The following is a 19,170-nucleotide window of genomic DNA, read 5'->3' as shown; positions in this document are numbered from 1 at the left end:
GCGCGCATGAGCACTCCGCTTGATCGCGCGCCGCATTCGGAGCGAACCGTGTCAACCACATTCCCCGCAAGCGCCAGCCCGCTCGATCGCTCAGCCGAGCGTGCCCGCGTCACGGCAAGTCCGCCGCCGGCCAAGCGGCCACGCAGCGGCGCCACCACCGATCGCCTGTTCGGCATGGCCGCCAAGGGCGCCGCGCTGCTCACGCTGGCGATGCTGATCGGCATCCTGCTTTCGCTGCTGGTCGGCGCCTGGCCGGCCATCTCGAAGTTCGGGCTCGGGTTTCTCACGAGCAGCGTCTGGGATCCGGTGCAGGACCAGTACGGCGGCCTCGTGATGATCTACGGGACGCTCGCGACCTCCGCCATTGCGTTGGTCATCGCGGTGCCGGTGAGCTTCGGCATCGCGCTGTTCCTGACCGAAATGTCCCCGTCCTGGCTGAAGCGCCCGCTGGGCACCGCCATCGAATTGCTCGCGGCGGTGCCTTCGATCGTCTACGGCATGTGGGGCTTGCTGGTCTTCGGGCCGATTCTTTCCACCTTCGTGCAGCAGCCGCTGCAGAAGCTCTTTGCGGGCGTTCCTTACCTGGGCGCACTGGTGTCGGGGCCGCCGGTAGGCATCGGCATTCTGTCGGCCGGCATCATCCTGGCGATCATGATCATTCCGTTCATTGCTTCGGTGATGCGGGACGTATTCGAAGTGACGCCGCCGCTGCTCAAGGAATCCGCCTACGGGCTCGGTTCGACCACCTGGGAAGTGGTGTCGAAGGTCGTGCTGCCTTACACCAAGGCCGGTGTCGTCGGGGGCATCATGCTCGGCCTCGGCCGTGCCTTGGGCGAGACCATGGCCGTCACGTTCGTGATCGGCAACACCAACCAACTCAACTCACTCTCGGTCTTCGAGGCGGCCAACAGCATCACTTCGGTGCTTGCCAATGAGTTTGCAGAGGCGGGGGCTGGCTTGCACCAGGCTTCGCTGATGTATCTCGGCCTGGTGCTTTTCTTCATCACCTTCGTCGTGCTGTCGCTGTCCAAGCTGCTGCTCCAGCAGATGCGCAAGAGCGAAGGAACCAAATCATGACCACGGCTGAACGTCTGCTGAGCGCCAAGACACTCCAGGAAACGCGCGCGGCCAAGTTCGCCGGCCGAAAGCGGGTGAACATCGTCGCGCTGACGCTGTCATTGGCTGCGATGGCTTTCGGGGTCTTCTGGCTCGTCTGGATTCTGTGGGAGACCCTGCGCCTGGGCATCGGTGGCCTCACTTTGAGCGCGCTGACCGAAATAACGCCGCCACCCAACGAAGAGGGAGGCATTGCCAACGCCATCTTCGGTTCGCTTGCGATGGTGGGGGTTGCCACTTTCATCGGTACGCCGATCGGGATCATGGCGGGCATTTACCTTGCCGAATACAACCCCAAGGGGTGGCTCTCGAGCGTGGTGCGCTTCGTCAACGACATCCTGCTGTCGGCGCCGTCGATCGTCATCGGCCTGTTCGTCTATGCGATCGTCGTGGCGTACTTGAAGTCGTTCTCAGGCTTGGCCGGTGCGTTGGCCCTGGCGTTGATCGTGATTCCGGTCGTGATCCGCACGACCGAAAACATGCTGCAACTCGTGCCGCCTGGTTTGCGCGAAGCGGCCTATGCGCTCGGCACACCGAAGTGGAAGGTCATCCTGAGCATCACTTTGCGCGCAGCGCGAGCCGGCGTGGTAACGGGCGTGCTTCTGGCAGTGGCGCGCATTGCCGGCGAAACCGCGCCGCTGCTTTTCACCGCGCTCAGCAACCAGTTCTGGACGGCGGACATGCGTCAGCCCATGGCGAGCCTGCCGGTGACGATCTTCAAGTTCGCGATGAGCCCGTACGAGAACTGGCAGCACCTGGCCTGGGCCGGCGTGTTCCTGATCACCGTCGCGGTCCTCGCCCTCAATATCCTCGCGCGCGTTCTCACGCGAAACAAGCTCTGAACACCATGTCAACCACCATCGCTCAACCGACCCGCGCGAAGATCTCGGTCAAGGACCTGAACTTCTATTACGGCAAGTTCCACGCGCTCAAGGGCATCAACCTCGAAATACCGGAGAACAAGGTCACGGCCTTCATCGGACCTTCGGGCTGCGGCAAATCGACCTTGCTCCGCACCTTCAACCGGATGTTCGAGCTTTACCCCGAACAGCGCGCGGAAGGCACCATCGCCTTGGACGGTGAAAACCTGCTGACGTCGAAACAGGACGTCGCCCTGATCCGCGCCAAGGTCGGCATGGTGTTCCAGAAGCCGACACCTTTCCCGATGTCGATCTACGACAACATCGCGTTCGGCGTGAAGCTGTTCGAGAATCTCAGCGCTTCCGAGATGGACGATCGGGTGGAGTGGGCGCTCAAGAAGGCCGCCCTGTGGACCGAAGTGCGCGACAAGCTCCAGCAGAGCGGCTCGGGCCTTTCAGGCGGCCAGCAGCAGCGCCTTTGCATCGCGCGCGGCATCGCCATCAAGCCCGAAGTGCTATTGCTGGACGAGCCGTGCTCGGCGCTCGACCCGATTTCCACGGCCAAGATCGAAGAGTTGATCGCCGAGCTGAAAAGCGAGTACACCGTTGTCATCGTGACCCACAACATGCAGCAGGCTGCTCGCTGCAGCGACTACACCGCCTACATGTACCTCGGCGACCTGATCGAGTTCGGAGCGACCGAAGAACTCTTCTTCAAGCCGAAGCGCAAAGAGACGGAAGACTACATCACGGGCCGCTTCGGCTAAGGAGACCGACATGACCGAAAAGCATCTTTCCAGCCAATTCGACAGCGAGCTCAACGCCGTCTCCTCCCGCGTGATGGAGCTTGGCGGAATGGTCGAAGCGCAGATCCACCAGGCGGTGTATGCGCTGCAGCAATTCGACGCTGAAACGGCCGACCGTGTGATGGAGACAGAGCACCGCGTGAACGCGATGGAAATCGAGATCGACCGTGATCTGTCGTCGATCATCGCCCGCCGCCAGCCGACCGCGCGCGACCTGCGCCTCTTGATCGCCATTTCGAAGACAACCGCCAATCTGGAGCGAGTGGGCGACGAGGCCAACAAGATCGCCCGCATGGTCAAGTCGATCATCGAAAGCGGATCGGCGCGCGCCTTGCCTTCGATGGAACTGCGCATTGCGGCCGACCTGGCTTCGGGGCTTCTGCGCAAGGCGCTCGACGCCTTTGCAAGGCTGGACACCGCTGCGGCGCTGTCGATCCTGAAGGACGACGACCTGATCGACAAGGAATTCGACGGATTCGTTCGCAAGCTGGTCACCTACATGATGGAAGACCCACGCACAATTTCCGCGAGCCTCGACCTGCTGTTCCTGGCAAAAGCCATCGAGCGCATCGGCGACCACGCGAAGAACATTGCCGAATTCATCATCTACATCGTCAAGGGCGCGGACGTGCGGCACACTTCCATGCAGGAAATCGAGTCGGCGTTGCAGTGATCGCCATCGAATGGAAAATTTGAGGATTCATGAAGAAACCCCGCATCCTGATCGTTGAAGACGAGTCTTCGATTGCCGAACTGATCGCAGTGAACTTGCGGCACAACGGCTTCGAGCCGATCTGGGCCGAAGACGGCGCCGCGGCGCAGCGCGAGATCGATGCTTTCTTGCCCGACCTCGTGCTCCTGGACTGGATGCTGCCGGGCCAGAGTGGCTTGCAGTTGGCCCGTCAATGGCGCAAGGATTCGCGCACCAAGGCAATCCCGATCCTCATGCTGACTGCGCGCGGCGACGAGCCCGACAAGGTGGCGGGCCTCGACGCCGGTGCGGACGACTACATCACGAAGCCTTTTTCGACGCAGGAGATGCTGGCGCGCATCCGCGCGGTGTTGCGCCGGCGCGCGCCGGAGGTCGTGACGGAACGTGTCGAGATCGGCGAACTCGCGCTCGACACGGCCACGCACCGCGTCACCTGGCAGGGCACTCCGCTGAAAGTGGGTCCGACCGAATTCAAGCTGCTGGGCTTTCTCATGCAGCACGCCGAACGCGTGCACAGCCGCGCGCAGTTGCTCGACAAGGTCTGGGGCGACCACGTCTACATCGAGGAGCGCACGGTCGATGTGCACGTCAAGCGCCTGCGCGAGTCGCTCGGCCCGGCCGCGCCGATGGTCGAGACGGTGCGCGGCGCAGGCTACCGGCTCACGGCCCAGGCTACGGTTTGAGAAGGCTCGCCGGTGAAGACCGGGCGAGATAATGAACCTGCATGCCGTTTCGTATCGCGACTTTCCTGATTGCTTCGCTCGTCGGCGGCGGCGTGGCTGCGGCCTTCGGCTGGCGTTTCGCCTGGCTGGGGGCATGGCTGGGCGCGGTCGTTTGGCTGGTGCTCGACGCCTGGCGTGCTCAGCGGCTTCTCGATGTGCTGCGCAAGGATGCTTCCGGGCTGCCTTCTCGCGGATCAGGCGTCTGGGGCGAACTCGCTGAGCGGATCCGCAAACTGCTGCGGGACCGCGAAAAGCAGACTCAGCAAGCCGAGGAGCGCCTCCAGGAGTTTCTGGCGGCCATCCAGGCATCGCCCAACGGTGTGGTGCTGCTCGATCAGCAAGGTCGCATCGAATGGTGCAACCAGACGGCGGCGGGGCAGTTCGGCATCGACGCCGAGCGCGATCTGCTCCAGCATCTTGCCAATCTGGTCCGCGATCCGGCTTTCGTTGCGTACCTGGCCTCGTGGAACTACAGCCGCGACGTCGTCATCGATGCACCGTCGACGCTGCCGCAACGCAGCCATCCGGTGCGGCTTTCGGTGCAGGTGCATCCCTATGCAGGCAACCGGCGGATGCTGCTCACGCGCGACATCACTTCTCTGGAGCAGGCGGACGCGATGCGGCGCGATTTCGTCGCCAATGTCTCGCATGAAATCCGCACGCCGCTCACGGTGCTTGCGGGCTTCGTCGAGACATTGCAGAACCTCCCACTCGATACAGAGGAGCGCTCGCGCTATCTCGGGCTGATGAGTCAGCAGTCCCATCGCATGGAAACGCTGGTGAATGACCTGCTGACCTTGTCGCGCCTGGAAGGCAGTGCGCTGCCGCCGGCCAACCGCTGGACCCGCGTGCGGGCCCTGATGGCGCAATGCGAGGACGAAGGTCGGGGACTCTCCAGCCGACTCTCGCCGCAAGGGCATCAATTGTCGTTCTCGCTGGAAGCGGACAGCGAGATTGCAGGCGCGCCCACTGAACTGCAGAGCGCGATGTCGAACTTGCTGACCAACGCGATTCGCTACACGCCCGCCGGCGGACAGGTGGCCGTGACCTGGCGCCTTCTGCCTGACGGACGGGGCGAATACGCAGTACGCGACAGCGGACCCGGCATCGCTGCCGAGCACATCCCGCGGCTGACCGAGCGCTTCTATCGCATCGACCGCAGCCGATCACGCGAGACAGGCGGCACCGGGCTCGGGCTCGCGATCGTCAAGCACATCGCACAGCGGCATGGGGCCGAGCTGCGCATCGAGAGCACGGTCGGCAAGGGATCGCGCTTTGCGCTCGTGTTTCCGGTCGTGCGACTGCGACTGGCGTCAGCGGTCAGCGCGGTCGTCTGACGGTTCGCGCAAGCAGGATCAGAAACAGCAAGGCGGTGATGAGAAGCGCAATCCCGCCCATGAGCCAGAAGGCCAGCGGAGATTGCATCGCGGGCCACGGGCCGATGCCGCGATAGGCCAGCAGGTAGCTGCCGCCGAGTCCGACGCCCCACAGCAGAGTGCAGTAGAGGATCAGCGGCATCACCGTGACCCGATAACAACGCAGGACGAAGACGCAAAGTGTCTGCAGAGCATCGGCGAAGTGATAGCCGGCGGTGACCAGAATCAACGTCGCACCGAGAGCGATCACGTCGGGATTGGCTGAATAGATGGCAGCGAGTTGCCAGCGGAACAAGGCCATCGATCCGGCGAAGAGCAGGGCGAGGCACATCGTCAGTTCGAAGCCTCTGCGGCCAGCGCCTCGGGCGAGGCCATCCTCACCGGCACCCAGCCAGTAGCTGACCCGCGCGCTGGTCGCGATGGAGAGCGACAGCGGCATCATGTAGGCCACAGCGGTGAGGTTCGCCGCGATCTGGTGCGCAGCCGACGCCGCCGTGCCAAGGCGTGCGATGAAGAGTGCCATCAGTGTGAACGAGGTCACCTCGACCAGCACAGCCAAGCCAGCCGGAACACCCAGCCTTGCGAATTGGCGCAACTGCGCCCAGTCCGGCGCTTCGATGCGCTGCCAGAAGCGATATTCGCGATAGGAGGGCTCATTGCGCAGCAGCCAGATCGCTGCGCCCAGCATGGTGTAGTTGACGATCAACGTAGCCCATCCGCAGCCGACCAGCCCCATCGCGGGCACCCCCGCGCCACCGAAGGTGAACCAGATCGACAAGGGCAGCTTGACGCACAGCGATCCCAATTGCAGCCAAGTCACCAACTGGGGTTTGCCAAGGCTTTGGTTGAGCGTGCTGAACAGCCGGAACAGCAAGGCGGGCGGTAGCGCAAAGGCGAGCACCCGCAAATACGCTTGAACGTCGTCGCGCATGCCGGCCGGCACTTCGGTCCACCGGAGCATCGGCGCGGGAAAAAGCAGGATCGTCATGCCTATGACGACCGCGGCGGCGCAGACATAGAGCGACTGGCGCACCGAGCGGCCGACTTCCGCCGTACGTTGCGCGCCGTGGAGTTCGGCCCATACCGGCAAGAGCGCCTGCAGGGCACCCATCAAGGCAACGAAGACGCTGATGAATATCGCCGAGCCGACCGACAGCGCCGCAAGAGCGCCTTCGGCATAGCGCCCGGCCACGATCGTGTCGGTGACGCCGAAGGCCATCACGGCCAGCTGCCCCACCAGTACCGTCCCTGCGTGGCGCGCGATCACACGCCGTTCGCTAGTCACCTGCGGGAATGATCCGTTGGAAGAGCAGCAGGTCGTCCGCCGGGCTGGTCGGACGACGCAGCGTCCCGATGAGTCGCCAGGCGTCGAGGTTGACGATCTCGTGAAGGCTCACGATCGCACTCGGGCTGACGAGCAGCCAAGGGCAGGCTTGCCCGCTCAGCAGCGGCTGCAAGTCGAAGTTGCCGTGATGGCGAAGCGCGGCGATGTGCGGCCGGTCGAGTGCGAGCTCGGAAATGCACGAAGGCTGGCCGACGCGCTCTGAAATCGCGCGCACCTGCGGGGCATAGCTGCGCGCATAGTCGAGCGCTGGCAACCACAGCGTCATCACGAGCGTCCAGCACAAGGCAGCACCGCCGGCCGGCAAGACCAGCGTCTTCCACAGGGCGGCGCGGTGGCGCCCGGTGCGCCATCGCACCAGCCATGCCCAGGCGAGCGTCGCCGTCAGTGCAAAGACAAAGGCGACCGCGGAAAACTCTGGCACGAAGCCCGGCGCGAGCTTCGCGACGTTGGCCGCGGGCTTGGCGGGCACGCCCGTCTGCATTGCAACCCAGATCACCCAGATGATGATGGCCGAACCGCTGAAGAACAGCAGCGTGAACCAGTCGATCAGCGCCGCCACGCTTCGGCGGAAAGTCGGGAGCGCGAACGCTGCCAAGGTAGCGAACGCGGGCAAGCCGAGCAACAGCGAGCGTTCCGAAAAATTCGTGGTCCAGGTGGCGAGCAGGGGCACGACCACGAACCACAGAGGCAGGGCGACATGCCGGGCCGTCAATTGCCGGCGCCATCGCCACAACGTCCAGATGGCCAGCGGCCAGGCCGGCCAAGTGAACCACAGCAACAGCTTGGCCTGATCGCGTATTTCGGCGACGGCGCGGTGGCTTCCGGGGAGTTCGATCTTCCATTGCAGCAGGCCGAGGACCGCAGCCAATATTCCTGCAAGAAGCGTCGCGCCGAACACGGCCACGATGGCGCCCTTCGTGTAGATGGGCTCGGAGTCTCCGGGCTGATCGGCCGCGCCGCGCCTGCGTTCTTCGACGAGGATCACCCCGCATCCGATGCCCAGTGCGAGCCCGACGGTCGGGCCGCCGCTCAGCGTCATGCCAACCGTGCCGATCAACAGGACGACGAAGGCACCCGCGCGCCGATATGGCAGTGCGGCAACGCCATAGAACAGGAGTGATGCAAAGAAGAGCTGGGCGAGTGCGGGAGTGGTTTCGTGCCCCAGCTGAGCAAGTCCGAGGCAGGCGATCAGCGCCAGCAAAGCGCCATCTGCCATCGCGCGCGCATAGTCCGTCGGCTGAGCTTCACCCCCGAAAGCGAAAGCCACCGGCTGTGCCCGCGAAGTGCGCGCCAAGTAGTAGACGGCATACCAGGTTGCGGTGAAGGTGCCGGCGAGGAGCAGGGCGAACGCGATGCGCACCGCAAGATCGGGGTTGATCCAGGCCGGCGCGATCTTGATGGCCCAGGCGCCGATCCAGTAGGGAATCAGCGCGGGCGTCTCGGGTCGCATTCCGAGAAGCATCGGGTCGAACCACCGCGCGATGCCTTCGGTGGTGCGAGCCAGTTCCGCCATGTAGCCGAATGCCGTGATGTCGGCGCTTTTCCATGGACCGCGGCCCAGCAGGCCCGGCATGAGGTACGCCGCGCACAGCAGTAGCAATGCAACCCGCGGCAGGCGGCGCACAGCGCTCTGGGCAACGATGGCGGGCGTCGGCTGGTTCAACTGCGAAGGAAGGGGAGGGGACGGTCAGTTGGAAAGAAAAAGGGCAGCGCGGTGACCCGGGCTGCCCTATGTACGGAAGCGCCTTCCTTACTTGGAAGCAGTCTTGCCGAAGCGGTTGCGGAATTTCTCGACGCGGCCGCCCATGTTGTCCACCGACTTTTGCGTACCGGTATAGAAGGGGTGCGATTCGCTCGAGGTGTCGAGCTTGTAAAGAGGCAGTTCACGACCGTCGTCGGTCTTGCCCATTTCCTTGGTGTTCGCGCACGAACGGGTCACGAACTTGAAGCCGTTCGACAGGTCGACGAACAGAACTTCACGGTAGTTCGGGTGAATGCCTTCTTTCATGATCTTTCCTTTGGGTCGATGCGAGAGCCACAAAAATCCGTCCTTGGTGGTTGATTTACCTTGGCGGATGACACGACACAACGTCGCGCTGCACTTTTCGCGAAGCCGGCAATTATCGCATACTGGTCTCTTTTAGCGCCAGAGGCTCACCCCCATGCCACCATCGAATTTGCGCGCCGGCCTCGTCGGCTATGGATTTGCCGGGCAGACCTTTCATGCCCCGGTCATTTCCGCCGTTCCGGGCCTTGAACTCGGCGCCGTTGCAAGTTCGCAACCGCACAAAGTCCATGCCGACTGGCCGGGTGTGGACGTGGTTCCCGACGTTAATGCGCTGGTCAGCCGAGCCGATATCGATCTGATCGTCGTGGCGACCCCCAACGCCCAGCACCATCCGGTCGCCAAGGCTGCACTCGCGGCCGGCAAGCACGTGGTGGTGGACAAACCCTTTACCCTGGACGCCGCCCAGGCGCGCGAACTCGCCGGGTTGGCTGCAGGCAAGAAGCGCGTGCTGTCGGTCTATCAAAACCGCCGCCTGGACGCGGATTTCCTGACCTTGCGAGACGTCCTCGCGAGCGGGGAGTTGGGACGGCCGGTGTACTTCGAATCGCATTTCGATCGCTATCGACCCGAGGTGCGCGCGCGTTGGCGCGAGCAGCCGGTGCCGGGTGCGGGATTGTGGGTCGATCTCGGGTCGCATCTGCTCGACCAGACGATCCAACTCTTCGGGCGACCGGACACACTGCAACTGGACAGCGCCATCTTGCGAGACGGCGCATTGGTCGAAGATTATTTCCATGCGGTGCTTCGCTACGAGACCGGGCTGCACGCGCCGCTGCGAGTGATTCTGCACGCGACGACGTTGGCTGGATATGCCGCGCCGCGCTACATCCTCCACGGCGTGCGCGGCAGCTACCTCAAGCGCGGCGTCGATCCACAGGAAGACGCCTTGCGCGCCGGTGGGCGACCCACGGATCCAGGATGGGGTGCCGATCCGATAGAAGGCGAACTCACCGTTGCGGCAAAGGATGGTCGGATGCAGACGCGAAAGCTACCCACGCGTGCGGGCAACTACGTCGACTACTACGTCGCCGTGCGGGATGCGATTCTCGGTAAAGGCCCGAATCCGGTCACGCCGGAGCAGGCGGTCGAGCTGATGGAATTGCTCGACCTCGGCCGACAAAGCGCAGCCGAAGGGCGCGCATTGCCGGCTCGCTGATCAGCCGCCGCGACGCATCATGTCGAAGAATTCGACATTGGTCTTGGTGGCCTTCATGTTCTTCAGCATGAGCTCCATCGCCTCGATCTCGTCCATGTTGTACATGAGCTGGCGAAGGATCCGGGTTTTCTGAAGAATTTCAGGCGGCAACAGCAGTTCCTCGCGGCGGGTGCCGCTGCGATTGAGCTGGATGGAGGGGAACACGCGCTTTTCGTACAGGCGGCGGTCCAGATGGATTTCGGAGTTGCCCGTACCCTTGAACTCTTCGAAGATCACCTCATCCATGCGGCTGCCGGTGTCGATCAGGGCTGTGCCGATGATCGTGAGCGAGCCGCCTTCTTCGACATTGCGCGCTGCGCCGAGGAAGCGCTTGGGGCGCTGCAGGGCGTTGGAGTCCACGCCGCCGGTCAGCACCTTGCCTGATGAAGGCACCACGTTGTTGTAGGCGCGGGCGAGGCGGGTGATCGAGTCGAGCAGGATCACGACGTCCTTCTTGAGCTCGACCAGGCGCTTGGCGCGCTCGATGACCATTTCGGCAACGTGCACGTGGCGGGCCGCCGGTTCGTCGAAGGTCGACGCAATGACTTCGCCCTTCACGGTGCGCTGCATTTCGGTCACTTCTTCGGGCCGCTCGTCCACGAGCAGCACCATCATGTGAACCTCCGGATAGTTCGCGCTGATCGCGTGCGCGATATGCTGCATCATGACCGTCTTGCCGCTCTTGGGCGGCGCTACCAGCAGGGCGCGCTGGCCTTTGCCGATTGGCGCGATGATGTCGATGATGCGCCCGGTGATGTTTTCGTCGCCCTTGAAGTTGTCGCGTTCCAGGCGCATCAGCTGCTTGGGAAACAGCGGCGTCAGGTTCTCGAACATCACTTTGTGCTTGTTCGCTTCAGGCAGGCCGTCGTTGACCTTGTCGAGCTTGGTCAGCGCAAAGTAGCGCTCGCCGTCCTTGGGCGTGCGCACCTCACCTTCGATCATGTCGCCGGTGTGCAGATTGAAGCGTCGAACCTGGCTGGGCGAGATGTAGATGTCGTCCGTGCTGGCGGTGAAGCTGGTGTCGGGGCTGCGCAGGAAGCCGAAGCCGTCCGGCAGGATCTCGAGCACGCCGTCGGCGAAAACCTGTTCGCCAGCCTTCGCACGCTTCTTGATGATTGCGAACATCAACTCCTGCTTGCGCATGCGGCCGACGTTTTCGATCTCAAGGGCTTCAGCCTGCTTGAGGACTTCGGACACATGGAGTGCCTTGAGTTCGTTTAAGTGCATGGAGCGACCCCTTGCGGGGAAATCTGTCAAAACGAGGAGGGGGAGGTCTGATGTAAGGCGAGAGATGCCTCACAAACCGGGGAACTCGAACCGGGTGCCTGAATGGGCCGGTGAACTGTGGGGAATTATGACAGGAAAAACGAGAAAGCTGCCGACGCGTTGCGCGGCGGCAGCAGGGAACATCAAGCGAGCTGCTGATCGATGAAGGCGGTGAGCTGGGCCTTGCTCATTGCGCCGACCTTGGTGGCGGCCAACTGACCGTCCTTGAACAGCATGAGCGTCGGGATCCCGCGGATGCCGAACTTGGCCGGGATGTCGCGGTTCTCGTCGACGTTCATCTTGGCGATCTGCAGCTTGCCTTCATAGGTGCTGGAGACCTCGTCCAGGATCGGCGCGATCATCTTGCAGGGACCGCACCACTCGGCCCAATAGTCCACCAAGACAGGCTTGCCGGACTTGAGCACGTCGGCTTCGAAAGAAGAGTCGGAGATATGTTTGATGAGGTCGCTGGCCATGGATGTGTCCTTCTGCGCGGGGAGTTTCGGTGCAGCTAAAGTGCGGTTCATTGTGACAGAAACCAAGTATTGGCGTGGTCGGGCGGAAAGCTATGGCGCCGATAGTCAACACTCCTCGGAACCCCCAATGCATCCTTTTGAGCGCCATCCCGCGCATGCGCTTTGGTGCGACCCCGAAGCCGGTCTCGTCGGGCGCATTTCCCGCCTGCTGGCCGAGCGTCGCCTGCACCCTTCCCGTACCATGGTTCTCGTGCCCTATGCGCAATTGATGCAGGTCGCGCGCAACATGTGGATCGCGAACGGCGCGTCGGGTTTCGCCCCCCGGTTCGAGACCACGCGCAACTGGGCGCGCAGCGTGGGCGGCTTCGTGCCAGATGCCGACGACCTCGCATTCGACATGGCGCGCGACCTGATCACGGCGCAGTCATTGCTGGTTCGCGCAGGCTTCTCGGGTTCGCGGAATGCGCTCGCCGGCAGGTTGGTGGATATTGCGCTTCAACTCTCGCCACTGGCCGCTGCCGAGCGGCCCGAAGAACGTTCCGCCTGGGCCGATCGGGTCCGCGGGGCCATCGATGCGGGCAAGGGCTCGGAGTGGTTCAACATGGAAAGCGCCTTGAACGGCATCGCGCTCGCCTGGACGGCCAACTCGGGCTACGCCACCGACGTGCTTTATTCGAACGCCGCACAGGCGCAGGTCGATCAGCTCATCGTCCTCGATGGCCTTCAGGCTGATCCGCTCACTCGAAAGCTGGCAGAGCTTTTCGGCGAGCGCTGCTTGCGTCTGCCGCTTGCAACGATGGATGCGCCGTCATGCGTCGCCAGCCTGCATGCGGCGGCCGGTCCCGAGGACGAAGCCGAGCGCGCTGCGGCGTGTGTCGTCCGTCAGCTATCGGAAGGCCACGCACCCGTTGCGCTGGTGGCGACCGACCGCGCGCTGACCCGCCGGATCATGGCGCATCTGGTTGCACGCGGAGTCATTCCTCGCGATGAAACCGGCTGGAAGCTGTCGACCACGCGAGTGGCCGCGAGCCTGATGAGCGCACTGCGAGCTTGTGCCCACGACGCCAGCAGCGATCAGGTATTGGACTGGCTCAAGCATGCGAGCAAGTTCAATCGTCGCGAAGTCCTGCTGCTGGAATCACGCCTGCGGGACCGCGGAATGCGCGACTGGCGCACGTGGCGTTCGTACGTCGTGGCGAGCACGAGGCCGGAAGATGTCGAGCTCGTCGCTACCACTGATGTGCTCGAGAACATGCGCAGCGAGATGGCGCGTGCCAGGCCGCTTGGCGAATGGCTCGCAGCGGCGCGCACGCTGCTGCAAGCCAGCGGCCAATGGTCTGCGCTCACCAGCGATGCCGTCGGTATTGAACTGATTGGCGCCCTGTATCTCGACGCTGAAGAGGGGGAGATCCGAGGAGCGCGCTGCACGTTGGCCGAGTTCACTGGTTGGGCTCGCGACGTGCTGGAAGCGGCGAGCTTCGTGCACGTACCGACCGATGCCGATGCGCCGCAGGTCGTCGTTCTCCCGCTGTATCAGTTGCTCGGACGCGCCTTTGCCGCCGTTGTGGTGCCCGGCTGCGATGACCAGCGCTTGCCCGCTTCGCCAGAACCTCCCGGCGACTGGAGCGCGGCACAGCGCACTGCGCTGTCGCTGCCTTCGCGCGATGCGCTGGAGGCGGCGCAGCGCTCCGCGTGGGCCATTGCAATGAGCGCGCCGCATTGTGATGTTCTATGGCGTCAGTTCGACGCCAGCGGCGAGCCGGTGCGGCCGAGCCCGCTCGTTCAGATGCTGCACCTGGATCACGCGGCTGAAATGGCTGCCGATCCGCGGCTTTCGGTGACAGTCGCTGCGCGCCCCACGCTGCACCCGCTGCCGCGAGGCGGCGCGCTTGTGCCAGCGACTTTGTCATCGACTGCCTATGAGGATCTCCGCCGCTGCCCCTATCGGTTTTTTGCCATGCGCCAGTTGGGTCTGCGCAGCAGCGACGAATTGGATGCAGAGGTCGACAAGCGCGATTTCGGCAACTGGCTGCATGCCGTGCTCGGCCATTTCCATGAAGCTTTGAAAGCAGATCCCACAACCGACTTGGAGATTCGGCGAACGATGATGGCTGCCGCCGAGGTGCAGGCCACCAGTGAGTTCGGATTGTCCGAAGCTGAATTCCTGCCATTCGCCGCTGCGTGGCCGGCGACCGGCGATGGTTACCTGGCTTGGCTAGCCGGGCACGAAGCTGCCGAAGGCGCGATTTTTGTCGAATCCGAGCCGTGGAAGGAAGTGCCACTGGGTCGTGTGAAGCTGATCGGGCGGCTCGACCGTGTCGATGCGGTTCCCGACGGCAGGGTCTTCGTGATCGACTACAAGACCGAGTCCGCCGACAAGACGCGAGAGCGAATCAAGGATCCGTCAGAAGACACGCAGCTTGCGTTTTATGCCGCGCTCTTTCCGGACGACAGCTTGCGGGCAGCCTACGTCAACGTCGGCGAAAAGGCCTCCGGGACACGCACCTTCGAGCAACTGGACGTCGTCGCTGCGCGGGACGCACTGGTGACCGGTGTGATGGATGACCTTGCGCGCATCGCAGGCGGCGCCGCGCTGCCCGCGTTGGGAGAGGGCCAGGTCTGCGAACACTGCGGTGCGCGCGGGCTATGCCGGAAGGACTTCTGGGAGGGTCCGGCATGACCGCACCGGCCTACGAACACAACGGCGCGCACGTCAGCCGTGAGCGCTTCTATGCGATCGCGTGCGACCCCCGTCGCTCCGTCGCAGTGGAAGCCTGCGCGGGGGCAGGCAAGACCTGGATGCTGGTGTCGCGCATCTTGCGCGCGTTGCTCGAAGAGGGCGAAAGCGCTTGCGCACCGCACGAGATTCTGGCGATCACCTTCACCAAGAAGGCAGCCGGCGAAATGCGGGAACGTCTGGACCAGTGGCTGGAGAAATTCTCGCAACAGCCGGTGGCCGAACTGGTGCCTGAACTTGTGATGCGCGGCATGGCATGGCCCGATGCGGAAGCCGCCGCCCCGCGGCTGCAGGGCCTCTATCGAGAGCTTCTCGCGGGCGGACGGCCCGTTCAGTTTCGCACCTTCCACGCCTGGTTCGCCGGCCTGCTGCGAAGCGCTCCGGTGGCCGTTCTCGAGAAGCTGCGGCTACCGGCCAACTATCAACTGCTCGAAGACGACGCCGAGGCGAGGGTGCGCGTGCGGCGCCCGTTCTATGCGGCAGTGGCGGCTGACGAGGACGCCTCGGCCGACTACCGCGCGCTGGTCGCGACGCATGGCCGTTCGCAGATCGGCAAGGCCTTGGACGAAGCGCTGACGCGGCGTGTCGAGTTCGTGCTCGCCGATGCTCATGCAGCGGTCGATCGCGCCGTCACGCCAATGGCAGAGATGTATCCCGCATTTGAGGGGGCTGAATCTCCGGAAGACGTATTGCTCGGTGACTCGGTGTGGCGCGGTGCACTGCTGGCAGCTGCTCGCGCACTCGGCCGCGCCAGCGCTCCAACCTTTTCACGACGCGGCGTAGAACTCGAACAGGCCGTCACCGAACGGCACGCCGACGGGGTGCTCGACGCACTCCTCACGCAGAAGGGCGAGCCCCGCAAGTTCAGCGAAAAGCTCGCGGGGCTCGATGACGTGCGCGCCGCACAGGAGCGCGTGTTGCAGTACTGCGCGGCGCGGGCCCAACACGATGCGTGGCTCTATCAGCAGCGAATGGCGAGGTTGACGCGTTTGCTGATCACCTGCTTCGCGGACGTAAAGATCTCTAACGGCTGGGTCGACATGAACGACGTCGAACAGGCTGCGCACCTGCTTCTGGGCAACGCCGAACTGTGGGGATGGGTGCAGGAGCGCCTGGACGCGCGGGTGCGCCATCTGCTCATCGACGAGTTCCAGGACACCAACCCGCTGCAATGGCAGGCGCTCAACGGATGGCTCGGAAGCTACGCTGGAGCGGCAGGGCGGCGACCGGGCGTTTTCATCGTCGGCGATCCGAAGCAAAGCATCTATCGCTTTCGGCGTGCGGAACCGCAGGTCTTCATCGCCGCCAAGCAGTTCGTCCAGCAGGGGCTGAACGGCGATCTGCTCAATTGCGATCACACGCATCGCAATGCGCAAGCGGTGATCGAGCTCGTCAACGCTGCCATGCAAGAGGCGCAGCGAGTCGGCGAATTCAGCGGATTTCGCGACCATACGACTGAATCGATCACAGTGGGTCAGGTTCGCAAGCTGCCGCAGATTGGCCGGCATGCGATCGCCAGTGCCGCGTCGCCCGGCGAAGCATCGTCAGACGGCTTGCTGCCTTGGCGCGACAGCCTCACTACGCCTCGCGTGCTCCCCGAGGAAAAGCTGCTGCAGAAGGAATGCGAGCAGGCGGCGCGCTGGATTGCGGGGCGTATTGCGTCGGGGCTTGCTCCGAGCCGGATCATGGTGTTGGCGCGGCGCCGCAGTCGACTGGCCGTAATGCAGGACGAGCTGCGAAAGCTGCACATCGCCGTCCAGCAGCCGGAAAAAAATGAACTGAACGACGCGCCCGAGGTGCAGGACGTCGTCGCGCTCATCGATGCGCTGGTGTCGCCGGACCACGACCTGTCTCTTGCACGAGCGCTGAAATCACCGATCTTCGGCCTCGACGACGACGCGCTCGTGCAGATCGCGCTGAAGCGACGTGAAACACGAGCGAGCTGGTTCGATGTGCTGCAGGCCCCGGGGTGGCCCGCACCGCTCGCCGGCGTCGGCGCGCGGCTGCGGACTTGGCAAGGCTGGCTCGACACGTTGCCGCCGCACGATGCGTTGAGTGCTATCTATCACGATGCCGGGGTGCTCTCGGCCTTTGCCGCAGCGGCTCCGACGGCCATGCGCGCCAGCGTGCTCGCGAACTTGCGTGGGCTGCTGGCAGCATCGCTCGAACTCGATGGTGCGCGCTTCGCGACACCTTACGGGCTGGTTCGGGCATTGCGCGCTGGGGGGGTCAGGGCGCCGTCGGTGGCGGTCATCGACGCCGTTCAGTTGCTGACGGTTCACGGCGCCAAGGGCCTGGAGGCGGACTTGGTGCTGCTCCTGGACACGGACGCCTCGGCGGAGCGGGCGCAGACCATGGGCGTGCTCGTGAAGTGGCCTGGACATGCTGTTGCGCCCGAGCGCTTCGTGTTCGTGGCGAGCGAGAAGAATCCGCCCGCGTGCGCCACGGAAGACCTTGCACAGGAGCAGGCCGCGCGCCATCGGGAGGAAATCAACGGGCTCTACGTCGCGACGACCCGCGCGCGGGCGGAGCTCGTCATCTCGGCTGTCGCCGCCGCGAGGACCAGCGGTGAGAGTTGGTGGGCGCGGCTGGAAGCGCTGAGTGATCCGATCGACGATGTGGCGCCCGTGGCTGCAGTGTCTCCCTCGACGGCGCCGGCTGAATTCCCAATGCTGGAGCTGCCCGCGCTAGCGACTGCCGATCACGGCCATCCTGTCATGGCTCAACCTCGCGATGCCGAAACGCGCGCTTCTGCACTGGGGCAGGCCATGCACCGTCTGCTCGAATGGGCTCAACCGGGAGTGCCTTTGCCAACGGAACACGTGCGCGCCGCAGCACGCGAATTTGCACTCGATCTTCACGCGACCCGCTCGGCGGCCGCACTGGCGGAGCGTATTCGTGCCGGCGCAGGCGCGTGGGCGTGGGACGCCGAAGCACTCGACTGGCATGGCAACGAAGTCACGTTGATCCACCAGGGCCAGACCCTGCGCATCGATCGCCTGGTGCGCCATCGCGAGAGCGGCGCGTGGTGGGTGCTCGACTATAAATCGGCCGCGCGACCTGAGCGGGATGCGGAATTGATCGCTCAACTGAACCGCTATCGAGATGCGGTACAAGAAGCCTATCCCGGCGAGACGGTGCGCGCCGCGTTCCTGACCGGCCAGGGCGAACTGGTCACACTCGAATGATTCAAGAAAAAAACGTTGCCGTGGTCGGCGGTGGGCCCGCCGGATTGATGGCGGCTGAAGTGCTCAGCGCGCGCGGCATTCAGGTGCATTTGTACGACGCCAAGCCATCCGTCGGGCGCAAGTTTCTGCTTGCCGGCCGAGGCGGCCTGAACCTCACGCATTCGGAGCCACTCGGCAAGTTCGTCGAACGGTTCGGCGACCGCCGTGCCGAGATCGAGGGCTTGCTTCATCGTTTCGGCCCTGATGCGATGCGCGAATGGGCGCACGGACTCGGGATCGACACCTTCGTCGGCACCTCGGGCCGAGTGTTCCCGAAAGACATGAAGGCGGCGCCGTTGTTGCGTGCGTGGCTGCACCGTCTCAGGCAAGCTGGCGTGCGATTTCACATGCGACATCGCTGGCTCGGATGGGATGAGGCGGCGGCATCGCCGACTTCGTTGCGATTCGCGACGCCTGGCGGTGAGATGAGGTCGCAGCATGACGCCGTGGTGCTTGCGCTCGGCGGCGCCAGTTGGTCGCGGCTCGGGTCCGACGGTGCGTGGGCACCGTGGCTGGCCGATCGCGGCGTCGATGTTGCGCCCTTGCTGCCTGCCAACTGCGGCTTCGATCTCGTCTGGACTCCCTATTTCGCGGAACGATTTGCAGGCGTGCCCTTCAAGTCGGTGGCCATATCGTTCACTCATTCGGAGGGTCGCGCCTTCGCGCGAAAAGGCGAGTTCGTTGCGACGGCCAGCGGCATCGAAGGCAGCCTCGTCTACGCTGCCTCGGCGCTGCTGCGCGATGAGGTCGCCCGCAGCGGCGGCGCCACGCTTCTCCTCGACCTATTGCCGGACCGAACCTTGGAGCAGGTGCGCGCCGCTGTATCGCATCCGCGTGGCTCGCGTTCGGTGGCAAGCCATCTCAAAAGTCGATTGAGCCTGGACGGCATCAAGATGGCCGTGCTGCACGAAGTGCTCACGCGTGACGACATGCATGTCCCTGAAAAGGTCGCCGACACCATCAAGGCGCTGCCGCTCAAACTGACTGCACCAAGGCCCATCGATGAAGCCATTAGCACCGCCGGCGGCGTGCGTTTCGAGGCGCTCGACAGCCATTTGATGAGCGGCTCGATGCCGGGCGTGTTCTTTGCTGGTGAGATGCTCGATTGGGAGGCTCCCACGGGCGGCTATTTGCTCACGGCGACGATGGCCAGCGGCGCAGTGGCGGCGGACGGCGTGCTGCTGCGGTTGAAGTAGAACTTTGTTGTGGCGCTCGCCCAAACGCTGTTGGCGTCAGCGCTGCGATGGCTGCCAGTGCTGAATCG

General features: G+C 64.1%; 15 protein-coding genes. 10 read left to right on the top strand and 5 right to left on the bottom strand.

Going from position 1 to position 19,170, the window contains the following annotated elements; translation table 11 throughout:
• Positions 1 to 6 precede the first annotated feature (6 nt).
• The 6 genes from pstC to phoR are packed head-to-tail and all read left to right on the top strand — an operon-like array spanning position 7 to position 5,553.
• On the top strand, positions 7 to 1,077 hold the full coding sequence (gene pstC, locus AC1DMA_RS02855) for a phosphate ABC transporter permease subunit PstC (RefSeq protein WP_478126479.1): 1,071 nt from the start codon (positions 7 to 9) through the stop codon (positions 1,075 to 1,077).
• Positions 1,074 to 1,958, top strand: a complete 885-nt coding sequence (pstA, locus tag AC1DMA_RS02850) for a phosphate ABC transporter permease PstA (RefSeq protein ID WP_478126478.1) — start codon at positions 1,074 to 1,076, stop codon at positions 1,956 to 1,958. The genes pstC and pstA overlap by 4 nt, the downstream gene beginning before the upstream one ends.
• Positions 1,959 to 1,963: 5 nt before the next feature.
• Entirely contained in the window at positions 1,964 to 2,743 is a 780-nt protein-coding gene (pstB, locus tag AC1DMA_RS02845) for a phosphate ABC transporter ATP-binding protein PstB (protein WP_478126477.1), read from the top strand.
• 10 nt (positions 2,744 to 2,753) lie between these two features.
• Entirely contained in the window at positions 2,754 to 3,455 is a 702-nt protein-coding gene (phoU, locus tag AC1DMA_RS02840; RefSeq protein WP_478126476.1) for a phosphate signaling complex protein PhoU, read from the top strand.
• A gap of 29 nt (positions 3,456 to 3,484) precedes the next feature.
• Positions 3,485 to 4,177: a phosphate regulon transcriptional regulator PhoB gene (phoB, locus tag AC1DMA_RS02835; RefSeq protein ID WP_478126475.1), complete on the top strand. Its 693-nt coding sequence runs from the start codon at positions 3,485 to 3,487 to the stop codon at positions 4,175 to 4,177.
• Between the two features lie 41 nt (positions 4,178 to 4,218).
• Positions 4,219 to 5,553: a phosphate regulon sensor histidine kinase PhoR gene (phoR, locus tag AC1DMA_RS02830; RefSeq protein WP_478143148.1), complete on the top strand. Its 1,335-nt coding sequence runs from the start codon at positions 4,219 to 4,221 to the stop codon at positions 5,551 to 5,553.
• On the opposite strand, the gene AC1DMA_RS02825 is transcribed toward phoR, so the two are convergent.
• The 3 genes from AC1DMA_RS02825 to AC1DMA_RS02815 all read right to left on the bottom strand — a co-directional run bounded on the left by AC1DMA_RS02825 (position 5,537) and on the right by AC1DMA_RS02815 (position 8,945).
• Positions 5,537 to 6,877, bottom strand: coding sequence for an MATE family efflux transporter (locus AC1DMA_RS02825; RefSeq protein ID WP_478143147.1), 1,341 nt, complete (start codon positions 6,875 to 6,877; stop codon positions 5,537 to 5,539). The two genes, phoR and AC1DMA_RS02825, sit on opposite strands and share 17 nt — an antisense overlap.
• Complete coding sequence (locus tag AC1DMA_RS02820; RefSeq protein WP_478143146.1) at positions 6,870 to 8,600, bottom strand: hypothetical protein; 1,731 nt, start codon at positions 8,598 to 8,600, stop codon at positions 6,870 to 6,872. The genes AC1DMA_RS02825 and AC1DMA_RS02820 overlap by 8 nt, the downstream gene beginning before the upstream one ends.
• A gap of 87 nt (positions 8,601 to 8,687) precedes the next feature.
• A complete protein-coding gene (locus AC1DMA_RS02815) occupies positions 8,688 to 8,945 on the bottom strand; it encodes a type B 50S ribosomal protein L31 (protein WP_478104079.1) in 258 nt (85 codons plus the stop codon).
• 154 nt (positions 8,946 to 9,099) lie between these two features.
• Between AC1DMA_RS02815 and AC1DMA_RS02810 the strand changes: the two genes are divergently transcribed.
• A complete protein-coding gene (locus AC1DMA_RS02810) occupies positions 9,100 to 10,161 on the top strand; it encodes an oxidoreductase (protein WP_478143145.1) in 1,062 nt (353 codons plus the stop codon).
• Here AC1DMA_RS02810 and rho read toward each other — a convergent pair whose 3' ends face one another.
• Positions 10,162 to 11,427: a transcription termination factor Rho gene (rho, locus tag AC1DMA_RS02805; RefSeq protein WP_478126470.1), complete on the bottom strand. Its 1,266-nt coding sequence runs from the start codon at positions 11,425 to 11,427 to the stop codon at positions 10,162 to 10,164. It lies immediately after the preceding gene.
• A 182-nt stretch (positions 11,428 to 11,609) separates the two neighbouring features.
• A complete protein-coding gene (gene trxA, locus AC1DMA_RS02800) occupies positions 11,610 to 11,942 on the bottom strand; it encodes a thioredoxin TrxA (RefSeq protein WP_183023723.1) in 333 nt (110 codons plus the stop codon).
• Between the two features lie 127 nt (positions 11,943 to 12,069).
• On the opposite strand from trxA, the gene AC1DMA_RS02795 reads away from it, so the two are divergent.
• Genes AC1DMA_RS02795 through AC1DMA_RS02785 form a run of 3 tightly spaced genes read left to right on the top strand, consistent with a single transcriptional unit; the run spans position 12,070 to position 19,102 of the window.
• A complete protein-coding gene (locus AC1DMA_RS02795) occupies positions 12,070 to 14,622 on the top strand; it encodes a PD-(D/E)XK nuclease family protein (protein ID WP_478143144.1) in 2,553 nt (850 codons plus the stop codon).
• Positions 14,619 to 17,867 (top strand): UvrD-helicase domain-containing protein, encoded by a 3,249-nt coding sequence (locus AC1DMA_RS02790; protein ID WP_478143143.1) that lies wholly within the window; start codon positions 14,619 to 14,621, stop codon positions 17,865 to 17,867. Before AC1DMA_RS02795 ends, AC1DMA_RS02790 begins: the two co-directional genes overlap by 4 nt.
• A complete protein-coding gene (locus tag AC1DMA_RS02785; protein ID WP_478143142.1) occupies positions 17,864 to 19,102 on the top strand; it encodes a TIGR03862 family flavoprotein in 1,239 nt (412 codons plus the stop codon). The genes AC1DMA_RS02790 and AC1DMA_RS02785 overlap by 4 nt, the downstream gene beginning before the upstream one ends.
• The last annotated feature ends 68 nt before the right edge of the window (positions 19,103 to 19,170 follow it).

This window comes from Variovorax sp. 05N34, from assembly GCF_056397405.1.
This window is presented reverse-complemented; position numbering and strand designations above follow the sequence as displayed.